At 69.6% G+C, this 20,148-nt stretch carries 10 protein-coding genes, 1 tRNA gene and 1 pseudogene; 2 read left to right on the forward strand and 10 right to left on the reverse strand.

The window, feature by feature from the left end; translation table 11 throughout:
• Positions 1 to 3: 3 nt before the first annotated feature.
• Positions 4 to 1,668 carry a S9 family peptidase gene (locus tag CRO12_RS09985; RefSeq protein ID WP_342747229.1) on the reverse strand — a complete coding sequence of 555 codons (1,665 nt, stop codon included), beginning with the start codon at positions 1,666 to 1,668 and terminating at the stop codon, positions 4 to 6.
• 64 nt (positions 1,669 to 1,732) lie between these two features.
• Positions 1,733 to 2,113: pseudogene (locus CRO12_RS18350) on the reverse strand (S9 family peptidase); the annotation flags it as partial.
• Positions 2,114 to 2,238: 125 nt separating this feature from the next.
• Between CRO12_RS18350 and CRO12_RS09990 the strand changes: the two are divergent.
• Positions 2,239 to 4,899, forward strand: a complete 2,661-nt coding sequence (locus tag CRO12_RS09990) for a M14 family zinc carboxypeptidase (RefSeq protein ID WP_097063886.1) — start codon at positions 2,239 to 2,241, stop codon at positions 4,897 to 4,899.
• 31 nt (positions 4,900 to 4,930) lie between these two features.
• Here the strand turns inward: CRO12_RS09990 and CRO12_RS09995 are convergent, their stop codons facing one another.
• The 6 genes from CRO12_RS09995 to CRO12_RS10020 all read right to left on the reverse strand — a co-directional run bounded on the left by CRO12_RS09995 (position 4,931) and on the right by CRO12_RS10020 (position 17,646).
• Entirely contained in the window at positions 4,931 to 8,158 is a 3,228-nt protein-coding gene (locus tag CRO12_RS09995; protein WP_097063887.1) for a S41 family peptidase, read from the reverse strand.
• Between the two features lie 39 nt (positions 8,159 to 8,197).
• Complete coding sequence (locus CRO12_RS10000) at positions 8,198 to 9,409, reverse strand: serine hydrolase domain-containing protein (RefSeq protein ID WP_245858373.1); 1,212 nt, start codon at positions 9,407 to 9,409, stop codon at positions 8,198 to 8,200.
• Between the two features lie 72 nt (positions 9,410 to 9,481).
• On the reverse strand, positions 9,482 to 12,763 hold the full coding sequence (locus CRO12_RS10005) for a TonB-dependent receptor domain-containing protein (protein WP_097063889.1): 3,282 nt from the start codon (positions 12,761 to 12,763) through the stop codon (positions 9,482 to 9,484).
• Positions 12,764 to 12,954: 191 nt separating this feature from the next.
• The gene (locus tag CRO12_RS10010) at positions 12,955 to 15,396 is read right to left on the reverse strand and encodes a S9 family peptidase (protein WP_097063890.1); all 2,442 of its coding nucleotides are present in this window, start codon (positions 15,394 to 15,396) and stop codon (positions 12,955 to 12,957) included.
• A 416-nt stretch (positions 15,397 to 15,812) separates the two neighbouring features.
• Positions 15,813 to 17,480 carry a trigger factor gene (gene tig, locus CRO12_RS10015; protein ID WP_097063891.1) on the reverse strand — a complete coding sequence of 556 codons (1,668 nt, stop codon included), beginning with the start codon at positions 17,478 to 17,480 and terminating at the stop codon, positions 15,813 to 15,815.
• An 81-nt stretch (positions 17,481 to 17,561) separates the two neighbouring features.
• A tRNA-Leu gene (locus CRO12_RS10020) sits at positions 17,562 to 17,646 on the reverse strand.
• A 105-nt stretch (positions 17,647 to 17,751) separates the two neighbouring features.
• Here CRO12_RS10020 and CRO12_RS10025 point away from each other — a divergent pair.
• Positions 17,752 to 17,955, forward strand: coding sequence for a hypothetical protein (locus CRO12_RS10025; protein WP_097063892.1), 204 nt, complete (start codon positions 17,752 to 17,754; stop codon positions 17,953 to 17,955).
• 172 nt (positions 17,956 to 18,127) lie between these two features.
• On the opposite strand, the gene CRO12_RS10030 is transcribed toward CRO12_RS10025, so the two are convergent.
• Together CRO12_RS10030 and CRO12_RS10035 are read right to left on the reverse strand one after the other, a co-directional pair.
• Complete coding sequence (locus CRO12_RS10030; RefSeq protein ID WP_097063893.1) at positions 18,128 to 18,373, reverse strand: hypothetical protein; 246 nt, start codon at positions 18,371 to 18,373, stop codon at positions 18,128 to 18,130.
• Complete coding sequence (locus tag CRO12_RS10035) at positions 18,373 to 20,082, reverse strand: M1 family metallopeptidase (RefSeq protein WP_097063894.1); 1,710 nt, start codon at positions 20,080 to 20,082, stop codon at positions 18,373 to 18,375. The genes CRO12_RS10030 and CRO12_RS10035 overlap by 1 nt, the downstream gene beginning before the upstream one ends.
• Positions 20,083 to 20,148 lie beyond the last annotated feature (66 nt).

The raw sequence follows: 20,148 nt of genomic DNA on the forward strand, positions 1-20,148 counted from the left end.
GGGTCACCCAGCCACACCCAGCTGTTGGAGCATGAACGCCTGCCACTCGGCGTCCTGGCGAAAGCGTTCGAAGCGACCCGACTTGCCGCCATGCCCGGCCTCCATGTTGACCCGGAACAGCAGCGGATTGCGGTCGGTCTTTCGCTCGCGCAGGCGCGCCACCCACTTGGCGGGCTCGTAATACTGGACCTGGCTGTCCCACAGCCCGGTGCCGACGAAAAGCGCCGGATACGCCTTGGCCGCGACATTGTCGTAGGGCGAGTAGCTCAGCATGTAGTTATAGTATTCCTTCTGCGCCGGGTTGCCCCATTCGTCATATTCGAAGGTGGTGAGCGGGATCGACGCGTCGAGCATCGTAGTCACGACGTCCACGAACGGCACCTGCGCGATCATCACCTTGTAGTCGGCGGGCGCCATGTTCGCGACCGCCCCCATCAGCAGGCCGCCGGCCGAACCGCCGAGCGCCGCGACCCGGTCCTTCGCGACGTACTTTTGCGCGACCAGGTAGCGGGTGACGTCGATAAAGTCGGTGAAGCTGTTCTTCTTGTTGAGCAGGTGGCCGTCGTCGTACCAGCCGCGCCCCATCTCCTGCCCGCCGCGGATGTGCGCGATCGCGTATACCATGCCGCGGTCGAGAAGCGGGATCATGTCGGGGCGAAGCGACGGATCGGTCGAGCTGCCGTAGCTGCCATAGGCGTACTGGAGCATCGCGGCGGTGCCGTCGCGCTTGAATCCCTTCTTGTACGCAAGCGATACGGGCACCCGCGTCCCATCCCGGGCCGGCACCCAGACCCGCTCAGTGACGTAGTTCGCCGGGTCGTAGCTGGGCACCGGCGTGACCTTCAGCGTGCGGCGCTCACCGGTTAGCGCGTTGACCTCGAACGTCGTCGTCGGGGTGACCAGCGACGAATAGCTGTAGCGCACCCAAGGGGTGTCCGGCTCCTCGTTGACCGACAGGCCCATGCGATAGGCGGGCTCGTCCGCCTTGACCGGGAGCGACTTGCCCGCGTCGGTCAGCAGGCGGATCTGGCGGTTGCCGCCCTCGCGCTGGTCGATCGCGACGAAGCCGTTGAAGGGCTTGAAGCTTTCGATGAACACCCCGTCGCTCGCCGGCGTCAGGTCGCGCCAGGCGGCCGTGCCCCTCGCCATGTCGGCGTCGGCGACCGTCACCAGCTTGTAGTTCTTGGCGCCCCGATTGGTGCGGATGATCCAGCGGTTGCCGAGGTGGTCGGCGTCGTACTTGTGGTCGCGGGCACGCGGCGCGACGAGGGTAAAGGCACCGGGCGTCGCCGCCGGGGTGCAGCGCTGCTCGTCGCTGACGGTGCTGCCGACGCCGATGCAGATGTACCTGTCGTCGGTGGTCCGCGCGATCCCCATAGAGAAGGTGTCGTCCCTCTCCTCATAGTGCAGCGTGTCGGCGCTCGCCGGCGTGCCGAGCACGTGCGATTTGACGCGGTAGCCGCGCAGCGTCGTCGGGTCCTTTTCGACGTAGAAGATCGTCCGGTTGTCGTCCGCCCAGACCAGGTTCGGCTCGATGTTGGACAGGGTATCCGCCATCACCGTGCCGGTCGCGATGTCCTTGACCTTGAGCACGTACTGACGGCGACCGACCGTGTCCTCCGCCCAGGCGACCAGCCGGTTGTCCGGGCTTACCGCATAGTTGCTCAGCGCAAAAAAAGCTCTTGCCTGCGGCCATCTTGGGCTGGTCGAACAGCACCTCCGCCGTGGCGGTCGCCGAGCCGCGGCGCCGCTCGATCACCGGGTAGTTGGCGCCGGTGTCGAAGCGCGACTGATACCAGTAGCCGTCCTTCTGGAACGGCACGGAGCTGTCGTCCTGTTTGATGTGGCCGATCGTCTCCGCGTAGAGCTTCTCCTGGATCGGCTTCAGGGCCGCGAGCTGCGCGTCGGCATAGGCGTTCTCTGCGGAGAGATACGCGATCATCTCCGGGTTCTTGCGGGTGTCGTCGCGCAGCCAGTAATAGTCGTCGGCGCGAGCGCCGTTGGGCGACGTGACCTCGTACGGCTTCTTGATCGCGCGCGGCGGGGCGGGTTCCTGCGCCATGAGCGGAGCGATCGCGGTGAGAGCGAAACCGGCCAGAAGCAGTGCGCGCATTATGTGGTCCCCCGAAGTGCCGCGTGCGATGCTAGCGCGATCGCGCCGCCGCTCAAGCCGGATCGCTTGGCAAGCCGCCAACTGCCGCTAAGCTGCTGCACAGCGCTCGGGTGGGGGATCGATAGATGAGGAAGTTGGTGGCGGCGGCGCTCGGCTGCGCGCTGGCGATGGTCGCGACCGCCGCGGGCGCGCAGGACTTCTATCCCGGTGCCGACTATGACCCCGCGATCCCCGCGCCCGAAAGCGTGATCGGTCACCGGATCGGCGACGCGCTTACTCCGTCCGCGGACATCGCCCGCTACTTCCAGGCGCTGCACGACGCCGCGCCGACCCGGGTCGTCACCGGCGAGTACGGCAGGACGTGGGAAGGCCGCCCGCTCGTCTGGGCGGCGGTGAGTTCGCCCGAGAACATCGCGCGGCTGGAGGAGATCCGCGCCAACGCCCGCGCGCTCGCCGACCCGCGTCGCACCGGTGCCGCCGCAGCGCAGGGGATCATCGCGCGCCAGCCGGTCATCGTCGAGCTCGCCTACTCCATCCACGGGAACGAGGTGAGCCCGGCCGAGGCGGCGATGGCCGCCGCGCGTCACCTGCTCGCCGCGCGCGGTGATCCGCGCGTCGCGGCGATGTTGCAGAACGCGGTGGTGCTGTTCCTGCCCGCGCAGAACCCGGACGGCCGTGACCGCTTCATCGCCGGCTGGGCGGCGGCGCACGGCCTGGCGGTGGACGACGATCCGCTCTCGGCCGAGCGGTCGGAGCCGTGGCCGTCGGGCCGCTTCAACCACTATCTCTTCGATCTCAACCGCGATTTCTTCGCGCAGACTCAGCCGGAAACGCGCGGGCACACGCAGCTCTCGCTCGAGTGGCGGCCGCAGGTGGTGGTCGACGCGCACGAAATGGGGACGGACGAGACCTTCTTCTTCCCGCCCGAGGCCAACCCCAAGAACCCGCTGCTGCCGGAAGCGCAGGTCCGCTCCCGTGACCTGTTCGGTCGCGCCAACGCCGCGGCGTTCGATCGCGCCGGCCTGCCGTACTTCACCCGCGAGACCTACGACGCCTATTACCCGGGCTACGGCGACAACTGGCCGAGCTATCTCGGCGCCGTCTCCATGACCTATGAGCAGGGCTCGCCGCGTGGCGTGGCCGGGCGGCGTGCGACGGGCGAGATCGTGACTCTCCGCGATGCGGCGCGGGCACACTTCCTTGCCTCGCTCACCACGATCGAGACTGCCGCCGCCAACCGGGAGCGGCTGCTCTCCGACTATCGCGCGAGTGTCGCCGGGATCGTGGAGGAGGGGCGCAAGGCGGGCACCTGGCTGCTCGCCCGCGGGCAGGACGGGGCAACCGCCGATGCGCTCGCTGCGCTGCTCGCACGGCAGGGGGTGGAGGTGAGCCGCGCCGATGCCGGCTTTACCGCGTGCGGACGGAGCTACGCCGCGGGCAGCTACGTCATCGACCTCGCCCAGCCGCACGGCCGGCTGGTGCAGGTGCTGCTCGATCCCAAGCTCGGGCTGCGCCCCGACTTCCTGGCGGAGCAGGAGCGCCGCCGCGCCAAGAAGCTGCCGCCGGAACTCTACGACATTACCGCCTGGTCGCTGCCCGCGACCTTCAACGTCGCCGCGGCCCGCTGCGGCGCGCGGCCGCGGGTGGCGCTGGCGCCGGTCGACAGCGGGGTGCGTCCGGGTACGGTGACGGTCGCCGCCGCGCCGGTCGCGTACCTGGTGCCCGCCGACAGCAACGCGACGCGCCTGCTGTCGCACGCCTTGCAGGACGGGCTGAAGCTGCGGGGCACGACCAAGCCGTTCACGCTCGGCGCCCGGCGCTACCCGGCGGGCACGCTGATGCTCCAGCGCGCGGAGAACCCGGCGGACGTCGGCGAGCGGCTCGCGCGGCTCGCCGCGACGACGGGTGCGGAGGTGGTCGGGATCGACGATAGCTGGGTGACCGACGGGCCGAGCCTTGGCTCCAGCTACACGCCGCGGCTGGTCGCGCCGCGGGTCGCGATGGCGTGGGGGGATCCGACCCGCAACGGCACGGGCGCGGCGCGCTGGCTGATCGAGCGCGGCTACGACTATCCCGTCACCGCGATACGCACCGATCGGCTGCGCAGCGCCGACCTGTCGCGCTACGACGTGCTGATCCTGCACGGCGGCGGCAACTACCGCCAGGTCTTGGGGGCGGACGGCATCGCCAACCTGCGCGGCTGGGTGCGGCGCGGCGGCGTGCTCGTAGCGGTCGGCGGCGCGGTGGCGACCGTGGCGGCGCCCGATGCCGAGCTGCTCGACACCCGGCTGGAGACGGCAGCGCTCGGCAAGGACGAGAAGAAGGACAAGCCGGACCCGAAGGAAGCGACCGTGCCCGGCACCCGCCTGACCAGCGACGCGGAGTATCAGGCGGCGCTCCGCCCCGACAAGCCGAGCCCGGACGAGGTGCCGGGCGTGCTCGCGCGCGCGGTGATCGACCCCGACCACTGGCTGAGCGCGGGCGTGCCGGCGGAGGTCAACCTGCTGGTCGACGGCAGTGACATCTATGCGCCGCTGAAGCTCGACCAGGGGATCAACGTCGCGCGTTTCAAGGGCGCGGACGAGCTGCTCGCCGCGGGCTATCTGTGGGAGGAGAACCGCCGGCAGCTCGCGTACAAGCCGTTCGTGATGGTTGAGCCTGTGGGGCGCGGGCAGGTCATCGCCTTTACCCAGGACCCGACCGCGCGCGGCTTCCTACGCGGGCTCGACACGCTCTACATGAACGCGGTGCTCCGCGCGCCGAGCTTCACGGAGAAGGTGCGGTAGCTTAACTCCCCTCCCTTTGAGGGTGGGAGACTTAGGCTCCGAGCAGCACCTTCACCGCCGCCTCGAGCTGCGCGTCGTTCCCGGTCAGCGTCTCGCCGAGCGGCCGCTCGACCGTCACGTCAACGGGCCGCGGATTGCCTTCCATGTTCTGCCCGCGCGTGTCCTCGATCCGGGTCGAGGGGACGCGCACGCTGGAGCCGTCGATCAGCGGCTCGGCGCCGGTAAAAATGATCCACCCCGACGTCGGCTGGCCGACGACCTTGCCCAGGCCGAGCGTGCGGTAACCTTCGGTGAAATCCTCCGCGTCCGAGAGCGAACTCTCGTTGGTGAGCAGCACCGTTGGCACGCCGAGCGCACGCTGCCCGAGCGCCTGCCGGCTCGGCACCGGGAACAGGTCGCGCGGGGTCATCAGCAGGTAGTTGCGGCGCGTGAACACGTCGAGCGCGTAGCCGTTGACGAACCCGCCGTTGTTGTTGCGGATGTCGACCACCACGCCCTGCTTGGACTGGTTCTCGGCGTCGAGATCGAGGTAGAGCTGATCGAGCGAGTCCGAGCTCATGTCGGCGATGTGGACGTAGCCGAGTCGACCGCCCGAGAGCTTGGACACGAGCGCGCGGCGATCGGCCACCCAGTCGCGATAGGCGAGCCCCGCGGCCGTTGACGCCGAGACGGGGCGCACCGTCACGCTGCGCTGGCCGCCCGTGCCAACGACGCCGATCACCACGCGGTCGCCGACCCTGTTCTCCAGCAGCGCGTCGAGGTTGTCAGTCGCGCGGATCGCCCGGCCGTTGATCGCAGCGATCCGCTCGCCCGGGCGGATGCCGGCGATCGCGGCGGGGCCGAGCGCGATCACCTCGCGCACCACCAGCCCGCGGCCCGACTCGACGGCTGATGCATCAAAGCGGACGCCGAGGTCGCCCACCCGGTCGTTCGGCAGCGACCCCGGCCCGCTCTGCGGCCGGCCGATCCCCGTGTGGCTGGCGTTCAGCTCCCCGATCATCAGGCTGATCACGCGCCGCGCCTCATCGGGCGTGCGCGCGCCCGCGAGATAGGGCTGGTAGCGGGTACGCAGCGCCGCCCAATCCTTGCCGTGGAACTTGGGGTCGTAGAAGCGCCGGTCGAGCACGCCCCACGCCTGATCGAACATCACCTGCTTTTCCATCGCGAAGTCGACGTCCATCGACGCATCGACGTCGATCCCCTTCGGCTTCGGGCCTTCGAGCGCGGTGGAGAAGATGCGGCCGCCGTCGAGATAGACCAGCGTCTTGCCGTCGCCCGACAGTGCGAAGTCGCCCTTGGGCTTGTCGCTTTGGCTGATCTGGACGGGGACCGGCGGCTCCTTCGCCAGCTCGTCGAGGTTGTAGCTGTAGAGGTTGCTCTGGCCGCGCTCCTCCGCCCGGAACACCAGCGTCTTGCCGTCGCCGCTGATCACCGGGGTATCGGCGCTTAGCCCCAGTGGCAGGATCGTCGCGCGCTCGCGCAGGCCTTCCCACACGATCGTCACCGGCTTGGGTGCGGGCTTCGCATTGGTCGAAGCTGCGCCCTTGCGCTGCGCCGCCGGCAGCGGTGCCGCCGGCGCGGGCGCCGCCGGTGCGTCGGTCGGCGCGGCGGGCGTGCCCGGCTGGCGATCGGGCTTGAAGAGGTCGCGGAACACGTCCTCCTTGAAGCGAGGGACATGGGGCAGCAGGTCGACCCGGACGATCTTGGTCTGCTCGCTGCGCTGCGCGGTGTCGAACAGGATGTAGGTGCCATCCGGTGCCCAGGCGATCTGGCCCATCTGCCCGTTGCCGAGGAAGCTGACCGGTCGCGCCGTGCCGCCTGCAGCCGGGACGACATGGACGTTGGTGAAGGAGCGGCGGTCGGTCACCGGAAAGGCGATCCACTTGCCGTCGGGCGACCATACCGGCTTCGGTCCGTAGCGCTCGTCGGTCGCGACGGCGCCGGTGAACAGCAGGCGGTCGGTGCGCGGCTGGCCGGCGGCGGGCAGGGTCACGACGTGGAGCTCGCGATCGTCGACCACGTAAGCGGCAGACTTGCCGTCGGGTGCGTAGACCGGCACCGCCGCCACGCCGGCGCTGGTCAGCACGGTTGCACGCTCGCTCGCCACGTCCTGTTCGACCAGCACGCGCATGCTGGGTCCGCGCTCGGCGATGTAGAGCAGGCGGCGGCTGTCGGGGGACCAGGCCACCTCGCGCTCGGCGACAGCCGTGTCGGTAATGCGCTGCGCGACGCCGCCGTCCTTGGCGGAAGCCGCGAACACCTCGCCGCGGCCGATCACCGCCACCTTCTGCCCGTCGGGGGAGAGTGCGAGTTTCTGGAAAGCGGGGAGCCGCAGGTGCTGGCGCGGCGGGGTGGCCGGCGCGCCGCGCAACGTGATCGCGACCGGTGCCGCCTGGCCCGTGGCGGGATCGAAGGTCCAGATCGCCTGATCACGCTCGAATGCGATGAGCCGGCCGTTGCTCGACGGGAACAGCACGCGACCATCGGTGAACCGGGTCAGCTGCGTCGGCTCGCCCCCGCTCGCCGCGACGCGCCACAGGTTCTCCGTCCCGCCGGCGTCGCTCATGAAGGTAAGAGTGGCGCCGTCGGGCGACCACATCGGCCAGGCGTGGCGCGCCGGGCGGCCGACGAGCTTGCGGTAGGTGTCGGCCGACTTCATCCAGATCTCGCTCTGGTCGATGTGCGAGCTGCCGTTGCGCCACCACTGGTTACTGCTGATCCCACGCGCGACCAGCGCTAGGCTGCGCCCATCCGGGGAGGGTGCCGCATGGAACTCGGACAGGAAGCGTTCGCGGCTGACCTGCACCGGCGTGCCGCCGGTCGCGGGAATGCGGAAGATGTCGGGCTGACGCCCGACCTCCTGCGCGGCGGAAGCGAAGTAGAGTGCGCGGCCGTCGGGCGACCAGCTGTCGAGCTCCTCCGTCGCCTCCGCCCAGGTCAGCCGGGTCACCGCGCCGCTCGCCAGGTCGAGCAGGTAGATGTTCGGCGATCCGCCGCGGGTCGAGGTGAAGGCGAGCTGGGTGCCGTCGGGCGAGTAGAGCGGCCGACCCTCGGTCGCCGCGTCGCTGACCAGCAGGCGGGCGATGCCGCCACCGCGTGCGACCTCCCAGATGTCACCGCCGGAGACGAAGGCGATCGTCTGCCCGTCGGGCGCGATCGTCGGCTCGGCGAAGCTCGCCCGCGCAACCGGTCCATCCTGCGCCATCAGCGGTAGCGGTGACGCGGCAACCAGCAGCGCGGCGGCAAGGCGACGGATCATGGTTGTTCCCCCCGGAGTCAGGCGCGCACTACAGCCCAGTCAGCGCGGGGCGGCAAGGCCTGGCTGATCCAGGGCGGCAAGCACGGCGGTGTGGATGTCGCGGCGCGCTGCCCCGATCAGCGCATTGTCGCGGGTGGGGTTCACCCGGTTGGTGAGCAGGATGACGTACGCGCCGCGCGCGCGGTCGATGTAGAGCGAGGTGCCGGTGAAGCCGGTGTGCATGATCGCGCCCGGGCTGGCGAGCGGCCCCGCGAACCCCTTCGTCGCGCCGGGCGTGTCCCAGCCGAGCGCGCGCGACGTACCGGGCGGGAGCGGCTGCGGTGTCGCAAAGGCGGCGATCGTCTCCGCCCGCACCATCTGGCGTCCCTTGATCCGACCGCTATCGAGGATCATCTGGGCGAAGCGCGACAGGTCCTGCGCGGTCGCGAACAGACCGGCGTGGCCGGCGACTCCGCCCAGCGCAAAGGCGTTCTCGTCATGCACCTCGCCGCGCAGCAGGCGGTGCCGCCAGGACGTGTCGCGCTCGGTCGGCGCGATGCGGTCGCGCAGGTCCGAAGGCGGGTTGAAGCGGGTGTCGGTCATTCCGAGCGGCGTGAAGATGCGCCGCGCGGCGAAGCGGTCGAGCCGCTCCCCCGACACCGCCGCGACGATGTCGGCGAGCAGGATCATGTTCTCGTCACGGTACTGGAAGTGCGTGCCGGGCGGCCACGCCACGTCCATGATATCGATGATCCGGCGCATCGCCGCCGGATCGGTCGTATCGCGCCAGAGCTGCACCTCGCGAAACAGCCCGCTGCTGTGCGCGAGCAGGTGGCGCACCAGGATACGATCGTGCTTCGCGCCCCTGCCGAACGCCGGCAAGTAGCGGACGACGGGAGCGTCGAGATCGAGCGTGCCCGCATCCACCAGGATCATCGCCGCGGTGGTGGTCGCGACGACCTTGGTGAGCGAGGCGAGGTCGAAGATCGTGTCGCTCCGCATCGGCGCGGCATCGTCGGCCTGCTCGATCCGGCCGACGGCACGGATCGCGACGAGGCGGCCGCCGCGGCCCACCGCCAGCACCGCGCCGGGGAACGCGCCCTGCGCGACCCACGCCTCTACCCGCGCGAACGCGGGAGCGAAAGTCGGCGCGGCGACCGTTGCGGCCGGGATGACTGCAGGCCGCGAGGCGCAGGACGCTAGGATCGCGAGCAGCGCCGCGGTGGCGACGCTTGCCCGAATCCGTCGGCTGCTCGCACGCATCGTAATCATGCGCGGACGGTCGCCGACCCGTCGCGGCCGGTCAATCGCCGCCCGCCGGTCGCGGACAGGCGGCGGCGACGATCAGAACAGGCGACCGGTCTTGATGTTCAGCCCGATGAAGAAGGACCGGCCGTAAGGGCTGACCGGGTAGGCCGAGTTGGTCGGGTAAGGCTTCACGTTCGTCAGATTGTTCAGCCCGCCGTACAGCGTAAAGCGGTCGCTCGCGTCGATGGTGAACGACACGTCGTGGACGTACTTGGCACCGGCGAGCCCGGCCGGCCCCGCCACCACGTCGGCGGTCTCCGCCTCGACCCCGGCGAGATATTGCGAGTCGATGTACTGGAGGCGGTAGCCGATCCCGACCGGGCCGTTGCGCCAGCTGACCGATCCGGTCGCCGACCATTCGGGCCGGCCCTGCTCGCGCAGCTCCGGATCGATGAAGCTCGGATCGCTCGGGTTGAAGAAGAAGTTCAGCCGCCGCACCCAGTTGCCCGATCCGCGCAGCTGGATCTGGTTGTCGCCGAGCGCGAAGCTGTAGCTGATGTTGGCGTCGACGCCCGCGGTCTCGATTCGACCGAAGTTCAGCTGCTGCTGGCGCAGGAACGACAGGCCGAGGAAGGTCGGCGAGCCCTGCGTGCGGTTACGCTCGAACAGGTCGCAGTAGATGTTGTCGAGGCTGGCGCTGTCGTAGCAGCTGTCGACGATGTCCTGTGCCGAAACCGCGCTGATCGCGTTCTCGATCGAGATGTCGTAATAGTCGCCGCTGATCGTCAGCCCGGGCAGGAAGCGCGGCGCGAGCACCAGCCCAGCGGTCCAGGTCGTCGCCGTCTCCTCGCTCAGGTCCGGATTGCCGCCGGTCGTGCCGGAGAAGCGCGCCGTCAGCGGATCGTTGAACCCGACCGGCAGACCGTCGGCGACGCAATTCGCCTGCCGCCTGGCGCCCGCCGCGGCATCGGAGGTCGTGAGCGCGGCGATCTGCGCGGCGTCGCACGGATCGGCCGGGCGGAACACGGTGCCCTGTGTCGGGTCGAACAGCTCGGCGATGTTGGGCGCGCGGATCGCGCGCGCATAGGTCCCGCGCACGCGTATGTCGGGGATCGGTGCATAGATGCCGTTGACGTTCCAGGTGAAGGTGTCGCCGACGGTCGAATAGTGCGAGAAGCGCCCCGCGCCCGACAGCTCCAGCGTCTCGAAGAACGGTCGGTCGGACAGGATCGGCAGCCGGAGCTCGCCGTAGACCTCGTACACGTCGAACTCGCCGCCGGAGTTAAAGGTGCGGGTCTGCGCGTCGAACACCAGCGACTGGTTGGAGCTCAGGTCGCCGATGAACTGACCTGCTAGTCCTGCCGGCGCGCTGTCGGGGATGGTGCCGAGCGCCAGCGGATCGAAGCGGGTACGGCTTTCCTCTTTACGGTACTCCGCGCCGATCGCGAACTGGGGCGCACCGCCGGGCAGGCTGAAGAAGCCGCCGGTGTCGCCGACCAGGCTGGCCGACGCGACATACTGGCGCAGCGACGCGCGGGTCGTCGTCGGTGTGGTGATGAAGTCGACCGCTTCCTGGCTGACCGAGTTGACGCCGTTGAAGAGCGACGCCGGCCGGCAGCTGCCGTCGCCGGGGCGGAAGGTGAAGAAGCCGCCCTCGATGAAGGAAAAGAATTCCGAGCCCACATAGGGGGTTGGATCGACGTCGGAGCGGCAGCCGATCGTGCCGTTGGGCAGCCGCACCGCGTCGATCGATGCGAACAGCCGGTCGTACAGTACCGAGTTGGAGAACGTCACCGCGGAGTCGGTCCGCCCGTAGGTGCCCGACACCTCGTAGCGTAGGTGCGGCGACAGGTCGCCGCGCAGGCCGGCCACGCCGCGATAGGTGTCGCGGTCGGCGGTGGTGATGCCCGGCCCGAGATCGAGGAAGTCCCGCGAGACGCGCAGGCCCCCGCCGGCCGCGGCATCGGCGGCGAGCTGGGCCGGGATGTACGGGTTGTCGGGCGCGATGAAGAGCGAGTCGTAGAAGGTGTTGTAGTTGTTGCGGCTGGTCGTCTCCGAGCGGACGTACTTGGCCTCGAAGAACGCCTCCACCGCGCTGCTCACCTCGAAGCTGCCGAGCAGGTTGACGTTGAAGCGCTGGTTGCCGGGGATCAGCGAGGCCTGGCTGGTCCGCTCCGGCGCGCCGTCGCCGCCGAACTGGTTGGAGCCCGACGCAATGATGCCATCGCGGAAGATGCGCACCGTGCCGTCCGGGTTGGACACGTAGCAGCCGCCGTAGAAGTTCGGCACGGTGGTCGCGCCGATGTAGCTTTCCTGGCAGTCGGGTACGCCGTTGCGGTTCACGTCGGCGGTGAACTGCTCGTAATCGTTGCGCGCGATCAGCCCCGACGAGGAGGAGATCGCGAAGGCGGGAAAGGCCGAGAAGGCGAGCGAGGGCGCATTCGTCGCGCGATCGATCAGCGCCTGTTCGGCCGCGGTCGGCGTGCGGCCGGGAAAGAAGGTTGCGAACTGCGCCGCGGTCGGGATCGCGAAACCGATCGGGTAGCGGCCCGACGCCGTGCTGTAGCGCGCGAAGAAGTTGGGCGTGGCGGCGGCCGAGATGTCGCCGGTCTGGAAGCGGCGATCGGGGCTGGGATAGGTCTGGCCGGTGTTGAAGCGGCCGTTGTCGCGGGTGTAGTCGCGGTCGCCGAACAGGATCTCCTGCTGGTTCGCGTATCCGAACGCGAAGGTCAGGTTGCCGCGGCCGTCCGCGAAGTTCGCGCCCGCGACCAGGTCCGCGCTGAAGGTCCGCCCGTCACCTTCGCCCGAGATGCCCTGCTGAAGGTTGAGGTCGAGCCCCTCGAACTTGCGCTTCAGCACATAGTTCACGACTCCGGTCACCGCGTCGGCACCGTAGACGGCGGAGGCACCGCCGGACAGGACGTCGACCCGCTCGATCAGCGCGTTGGGTATCGTCGCCACGTCGACGATCTGCGAGCCCGCCACGCCCGACACGTGACGCCGGCCGTTGACCACCACCAGTGTGCGGTTAGCCCCCATGCCGCGCAGGTCGAGCGTCGCCTGACCGATGCCGCCCGCGCCACGCTCGATCGAGTCGCTGATGGTTCCCGAGTTCGACAGCGCCGGGATCTCGCGCAGCGCCTCCGTCGCATCGATCTGGCCGGTCAGGCGGATGTCGGCGGCCGTGATGGTCGAGATGGGGGAGGGGGCGACCTCGTTCGGGTCGCGCGCCAGGCGGGTGCCGGTGACGACGATCTCGCCGTCGCTCTCGGGCGGGGTGGGTGGCGGCACGTCCTGCGCGACGGCGGGCATCGCGCCCAGCCAGGCGATAGCGGAGCCGAGATACAGGGCGCGGCGGAAACGAACGGCGTGCGACATGACGATCCCCTTGTCAAAGCGTGAGCCCCGCCGTTCGCCGCCCGAGGGCGACGTGATTGGCGGAGTTCCTCCTGCTCCGAACAGGTGATCGCTCGCGGCGGCCCTCCTGGGACGTCTCGCGACCGACGCGCTGCGGTGGCGTCGTTATCCGGTCAGTTGCTGCGCTGCGTCAAGACTGCAAACCGTAACAATCACTTGCTGGCGGTCTGCTTCAGTGCGGCCGGCTTGACGTAGCGGTCGAGCCAGTCGGTCATCTGCCACAGCGTCTCGCTCGTCGACTCCATCGCGCGGTAACCGTGCGGCTCGTTCGGCAGCACGACGTAGCGCACCGTCGCGCCATTGCCCTTGAGCGCAGCGTACATCCGCTCCGACTGGACCGGAAACGTGCCCGAATTGTCGTCGGCGCCGCCGTGGATCAGCAGGATCGGCTCGTTGATCTTGTTGGCGTAGGTGAAGGGGCTCATCTCCGTATAGGTCGGCGTCGCCTGCCAGTAGGTGCGCTGCTCCGCCTGGAAGCCGAACGGCGTGAGCGTCCGGTTGTACGCGCCCGACCGCGCGATCCCGGCGCGGAACAGGTCGGTGTGGGCGAGCAGGTTCGCGGTCATGAATGCGCCGTAGCTGTGACCGCCGACCGCCATCCGGGTGCGGTCGGCGACGCCCATGTTGACGACCGCATCGACCGCCGCCTGCGCATCGTCCTGCAGCTGTTTCACATAGGTGTCATTCGGCTCCGCTCCGTTCGCGCCGATGATCGGCATCGCGGGATTGTCGAGCACGGCATAGCCCTGCGTCAGCAGGAAGAGGTGGCTGATCCCGCGCGGCCGGGTGAAGCGGTTGCCCTCGTCCACCGTCTGCCCGGCGACGGCCGCGTCGGTGTACTCGGCCGGATAGGCCCACAGCACGGTCGGCAGCGGGCCGTCACGCTTCGCGTTGTAGCCGGCGGGCAGGTAGAGCGTGCCCGACAGCGGCAGGCCATCGGCGCGCTTGTAGGTGATCGACTGCTTGGTCACGCCCGCGAACACCGGCGCGGGATCGGGGAAGCTGGTCACCGCCTGCGGCTTTCCGCCGCCGACCGTCTCGATAACGTAGTTGGGAGCGAGCTTAGCGCTCTCCCGCCGGGTCAGGATGCGCTTGCCGGTGTCGTCGAGCAGCGCGACGACCGGCTGGTAGTAGGGCGCCTTGGCGGTCCAGAGCCGCACCGGCGCGCCGCCCGCGACTGGCATGCGCGCGAGGAACGGAAAGGCGCCGGCCTTGGTCGCGCCCTCGCCGGACACGAACACGGCTTGGTTGTCGGGCGTGAACTGCATCACCGGCTTGCCGGCGGCGTTGGCCTCCAGCATCGGATCGCCGGGATCGCCGTACTGGTCCTGGTAGTTGCGGGTCAGCAGCAGGCGAGCCTCGCCCCGCGCGCCCGGGGCCACGGCATAGCGCCGCTCGGTACGGGTCCGCCACTCGCGATCGGTGATCATCGCGAAGCCGTCACTCCCCCAGTAAGTGGCGCCGTAGCGCTTCTGGACGTCGGCGAGCTTGACCGGCGCCGCGCTGAACGGCGCGGCCTGAAGGTAGACGCGGTCGTGGAAGGGAACATTCGCCTTCGGATCGCCGCCGTCCTGCGCCTCCGCCCAAGCGAGCGTCGCCGGTGCGTCCGAGCGCCACTCGACCTCGCGCGGGCCCTTCACTGTCGCATCGAAGTCGACTGGCACGTCGTCCGCCAGCGGGCGATCGACAATCGTGCGGACCGCCTGACCGTCGATTCCGGACACCGCGATTTCGGTCGGAAAGAAATACGCGGGCAGCAGGTAGCTGTACGGCCGCTTCAGCCGCTCGGTGAGCAGATAGCGGCCATCGGGCGAGACGGAGAAGGAGCGGTAGAGCCCGGCCGGCTTGACGACCGTCGGCGATGACCCGTCGACCCCCACCCGGGTCAGCGTGCCCGCGAAATAATAGTCGAACAGCGCCTCGTCCTGGCTGCTGGCGAGCAGGTCCTGATAGGTGCGCGCGGCCGAGCGTCGCGCGGTGCTCTCCTGCACGATCGGCCCGGCGGGCGTGGTGGTCGCCGCCGGCACCGGCCCGCGGGCGGCATCGACGGTGCGGACGATCAGCCCGCTGCTGTCGGGCAGCCACTCGTACGCGCTGCCAAACGCCATGTTGACACCCTTCAGCAGCGGCGCGGCCCGGCCGTCGAGCGTCGCGGCCCACAGCGTCAGCCCGGTCGGCTCCTGCGCGACCATCGCCAGGCGCTTGCCGTCGGGCGACCAGCTCGGCGCGGTGAAGCGGGTGCCGGCGGGCAGTGCCACCGTCACCTCGCGGCCACTCGCCACGTCCTTCAGCGTCAGACCGGTCAGCCACTGGACGCGCACTTCGGCCTGGCCGTTGGTCGCGGGATCGATCCGGTAGCCGCCGAGCCGCAGGATCGGCTTCGACAGGTTGGCGATGCTCGGCAGGTTCTCGCGCGCCAGCACTGCCAGCGTGCGATGGTCGGGGCTCAGCGCGACGGCGGGCGTCTGCGGTGCCTCCAGGATCCGGGCGATCGCATCTGGCGCGCGGTGGTAGGTCGCGGGCGTGTCCTGCGCCGCGAGCGGCTGGGCGGCGACGGAGGCGAGCAGCAGGGAAAGGGCGGGGACGAGGCGCATGGTCGCTCCTGATGGTTCCGGCGAGCATCGACCCAGCGGGCACGATGCGGTGCCGCAGCGTCGCATCGCGACCTCTCGAGAGCAAGGCGGCGAAGCGGTCGTCGTTAAGTTTCGCGCAGGGCGGGTGTTGCGGTGGTGCACGGAGCGAAGTCAGGTGCGCTCGGCGCAGCCAGGCTGCGGTTGCGTGGGGTAGCCTCCCGCTTCTCACTCCCGTCACTCCGGCGAAGGCTGGAGTCCATGTCTGGTGCGGCAGTCGCAGGCGGCAGCTATGGGGAAGCAGAGATGAATGCCAGCCTTCGCTGGCATGACGTAGGACCGAATTCCGTCACCCCGAACTTGATCCGAGGTCCCGCCTCTCGCTCACCCGAGAGCCAAATCGGGACCCCGCCCCCAGGCCGGGGTGACGCTCGAGAGGCTTACGCCTCCGCCTTCTTCTTGGTCGGTGCGCGCTTGGGCTTGGCGGGCGCATCCGCGGCCGCCTCGCCTTCGGCGACAGGTGCCGCGTCCTTCTTCGCGGGCGCCTTCCGGGTCGCGGCCTTCTTCACCGGCTCGGCGGCAACCGGCTCCGCATCGGCCGCGGCTGGCTCGATGTCGGCGTCGGTCACCTCGGCTGCCTTCGCTTTCTTGGCGGCCGGCTTCTTGGGCGGAGTGGCCGCGGCCTCGTCGCTCGCGCCCGCCTCGTTCTTGGCCTTGGCGGACTTGCGCTTGGCCGGCTTGTCGTGGTCATGGGTATGGGTGCCGGTCGTGAAGCCGTCGTCGCTCTCGATCGCGGCCTCCAGCTCCTCGCGCGTCACCGCGCGCTCGCTGATCTCGGCGCGCTCGAACAGGAAGTCGACGACCTTGTCCTCGTAGAGCGGCGCGCGGAGCTGCGCGGCGGCCATCGGCTCCTGCTGGAGGTACTCAACGAAGCGCTGGCGCTGGTCGGGGGCGTACTGCTGCGCCGCCTGCTGGACCAGCATGTTCATTTCCTGCTGGCTGACCTCAATCCCGTTCGCCTGCCCGATCTCCGACAGCAGCAGGCCCAGGCGCACGCGGCGCTCGGCGATCTTGCGGTAGTCGTCCTTCTCCGACTCCAGCTCGGCCATCGCCGCCGCCGGATCGGCCTCGTGCTCGGTCTCGTGGGTCAGCTGTGCCCAGATTTGCTGGAACTCGGCCTCCACCATCGACGGCGGCACGGGGAAGTCGTGGCCGGCGGCGAGCTGGTCGAGCAGCTTGCGCTTCATGTGGGTGCGGGTGAGGCCGTTCAGCTCCTGCTCCGCCTGGCCCTTGATCAGGCCGCGCAGCTGCTCCAGGCTCTCCAGTCCGAGCTGCTTGGCCATCTCGTCGTCGATCCGGGTCTCGCCCGCGACGCGGACGTCCTTGATCGTCAGGTCGAACGTGGCGGGCTGGCCGGCCAGGTTCTTGGCGCCGTAATCCTCCGGGAAGGTGACGCTGATCTGGCGCTCCTCGCCCTTGATGACGCCGATGATCTGGTCCTCGAAGCCGGGAATGAGGCGGCCCGAGCCGATCTCCACCGACATGTCGGTGCCGGTGCCGCCCTCGAACGCCACGCCGTCCGCGGTCTTGCCGACGAAGTCCATGACGACCAGGTCGCCGGTCTGCGCGGCGTGACCCTCCGACGCGTCGTCGAACGACTTGTTGCCCTTGGCCAGCTCGGCGATGCGATCGTCAACCGCGCTCTCGTCGGCGGCGACGGTCAGTCGCTCGAGCTTAAGCCCGTCGATCGACGGGGCGGGTACGTCCGGCAGCACTTCCAGCTCGACCGTAATTTCCGCGTCCTGTCCGGGCGCAAACTGGTCGTTCAGCCGGACGGACGGCTGCATCGCCGGGCGCAGCGCCTTCTGCTGGAGCAGGTCCTGCACGCCCTGCTGGATCGCGCTGTTGAGCGCGTCCTGGGCCAGCGCCTCACCGTGCATCTTGCGAACGAGGTTGGCCGGCACCTTGCCGGGACGGAAACCGGGCATCCGCACCTGCGGCGCGACCCGCTTCACCTCGGCATCGACCTTGCTGTCGATGTCGCGGGCGGTGATGGTCAGCGTGTAGGCGCGCTTCAGGCCTTCGTTCAGCGTCTCAACGGTCTGCATGATGGACGGTGGCTTTCTCAAACTCAGAGGTGGAATCGGGTCGGGCGGCCTTGCCCCCGCGCGTGCCACGTGGACCGGGACTGGTGCGGGCGAAGGGACTCGAACCCCCACATCTTGCGATACCGGAACCTAAATCCGGCGCGTCTACCAGTTCCGCCACGCCCGCGCGGCGGAGGAGCCGCCGGTTGCGCCGGGCTCTATAGCAAAGGGGACGGCCCGCGCAACCGCCGCCGCGAGCGGTGCGTTGAGGGCGCGAACCAAGGAGATTGCCATGCCGGTCGAACCGCCGATCCCGCAGCCCGACGCGCCCCCCGCCGAGACCCCCGCCACCCCGGGGATCGCGCCGGCCGAAGCGCCGCCCATGCCCGCCCCGTCGCAACCCGACGCTCCCGCGCAGCCGACCGCACCTCCGCCTGAAGTGTCGCCGCCGACGCCCGATGTCGACGTGCCGTCGCCGGGAACAACGATGGGGTGAGAAGACGCGCCTGAGCTCCCCACGTAACGAGGCAGCGTTTCGGTCCGTGTCCTTCGATACGCCGCTTCGACTTCGCTCAGCGGCTACTCAGGACGAACGGCTTGTTGCCAAATTCCACACCGTTCGTGCTGAGTAGCGACTGAGCGCAGGCGAAGGCGCATATCGAAGCAGCTCACCCTCGCCGCCGCTGCCGCGCCGCCAGCGCGATCCCCGCGGCGATCTGGAGCACGCCGTACAGCCGGCGCCGGCCCGGATGGTCGCGAAACGGCGCAACAGTCAGCTCCGCTCCTAGTGCCCGGTCCTGCCACAACGCTACATGCCGCTCTGGCTGGAGCACGCCCAGCAGCCCGTCGCCGATCATGAACACCGCCGCCATCTCGGCGGCGCGATCCGCCCACAAGCCCGTTGTCTCGCTCATCACTGTCTGCTCCTTGCCGCGGCTGCCGCTGCGGCTTGCGCCTGCACGGACTCAATCGCGCGAGAGCGGCGAAGGATGCGCGCCGCCGGATCGATCACGACGTGCGCCTCGGCCGGGACGGAGAGAGTGCCGCGCCCGTTCGTCATTGCGATCGTCCGCCGCACACCGTCGACCTCCACCTCGACCGGCATCGGGAAGGGCAGATCGTCCGGCGCCACCCAGGCGAGCGAGAGCGTCGTTCCGCGGCGGGTCTCAACTAGGTCGGGTAGCGCCGCGCGGCTGAGGTACACGTCGAAGAACCAGCCGTAATCCTTGCTCGTCACCTGGTTCACGAGCGCGCGGTACTCGCGGGTGGAACTGAAGCGCGGCGCGAAGTTGCCGGGCCGCGGATCGGGGCGGCCGTACACCGCACGGCGCGTCACCTCGAAGAACGCCCGGTCACCGATCAGCCCGCGCAGCGTGTGGAGCACCCACGATCCCTTGACGTAGATGTCGCCGCCCGGCCCGCCCTTGTCCTCGTCGTAGACGTCCTCCTCCGCCCGCGGCGTGCCTGACACGATCGGCGCCTTGTTGGCGATCGTCTCACGCTGCTTCATCAACATCGCGAGGTAGCGGGCATCACCCTCCCGCCATTGGCCGTAGAGCGGCTGCATGTAGGCGCCGTAGCCCTCGTGCAGCCAGAAGTCGTCCCAGTCTGCGGCGGTCAGCTGGTTGGCGAACCATTCGTGCGCGAACTCATGCTGGAACAGCCAGTCAAAGCCTTCGGCCGCCTGCTTGTAGGCGTTGCCGTAGGCGTTGATCGTCTGGTGCTCCATGCCGAGGTGGGGCGTGTTGACGACGCCAACCTTCTCCGCCGCGAACGGGTAGGGGCCGATCACGCGCTCGAAGAAGTCGAGCGTCGGCGCGAACTCGGCAAACAGCCGCTCCGCCTTGGCCTTGTCGCCGGGCAGGTACCAGTAGTGCAACGGAATGGTGTTGCCGAAGCGGCTCCGGTAGCGGCCGGTCAGCTCCTCGTACGGGCCGATGTTGAGCGCGATCGCGTAGGTGTTCGGGCGTGCGACCGACCAGTGCCAGATCGTGCGTCCGTCCGGCAGCGCGTCGACCGTGCGCAGCACGCCGTTCGACGGTGCCTTCAGTCCCTTCGGCACCGTGATGTGGAGGTCCATGCGCGCGGGCTCGAAGGTCGGCGAGTCGATGCACGGCCAGAACAGGTCACAACCCTCGCCCTGCACCGCCGTTGCGATCCACGGCTGGCCCGCGGGGGTCTTCGCCCAGACGAAACCGCCGTCCCAGGGCGCCCGCACCGCGACCCGCGGCGAGCCGCCGTAGCTGATCCGCGCGGTGAGCGTGCCACCGGCGGCGGCGGCGGCGGCGCGCGGCAGCGTCACGAACAGCCGTCCGTCCGGGTTGCGCCAGGCGCTCCGGGGCAGGGGCGTGCCGTTGATGCTGATCGCCGACACCGGCAGGTTCCGGTCAAGATCGATCGGCAGCAGCGTGACAGGCGCTTTGGCGGTGAAGGTGAGCGATGCCACCCCCGCGATCTGCTGCCGCGCCGGGAACACCTCGATCGCGAGGTCGACCGTGTCGAGCCGCAGCTTGGCCTGATCAGGGTCGAGCGCGCCGCCGGAGCGGGCGGTCTGGGGCGTGATCGGCGGCCGATCGCCCTGCGCGGAGAGCGGAGCGGCGGCGAGCAGGAGGGCGGCGAGCATCCTCAATGCCCTTGCGCGATCCCGGCCCCAGGGCAAGCGTGTCCGCCAGCGACGTTGATGCCCGTG

Source organism: Sphingomonas guangdongensis (assembly GCF_900199185.1).
GTDB lineage: Bacteria > Pseudomonadota > Alphaproteobacteria > Sphingomonadales > Sphingomonadaceae > Sphingomonas > Sphingomonas guangdongensis.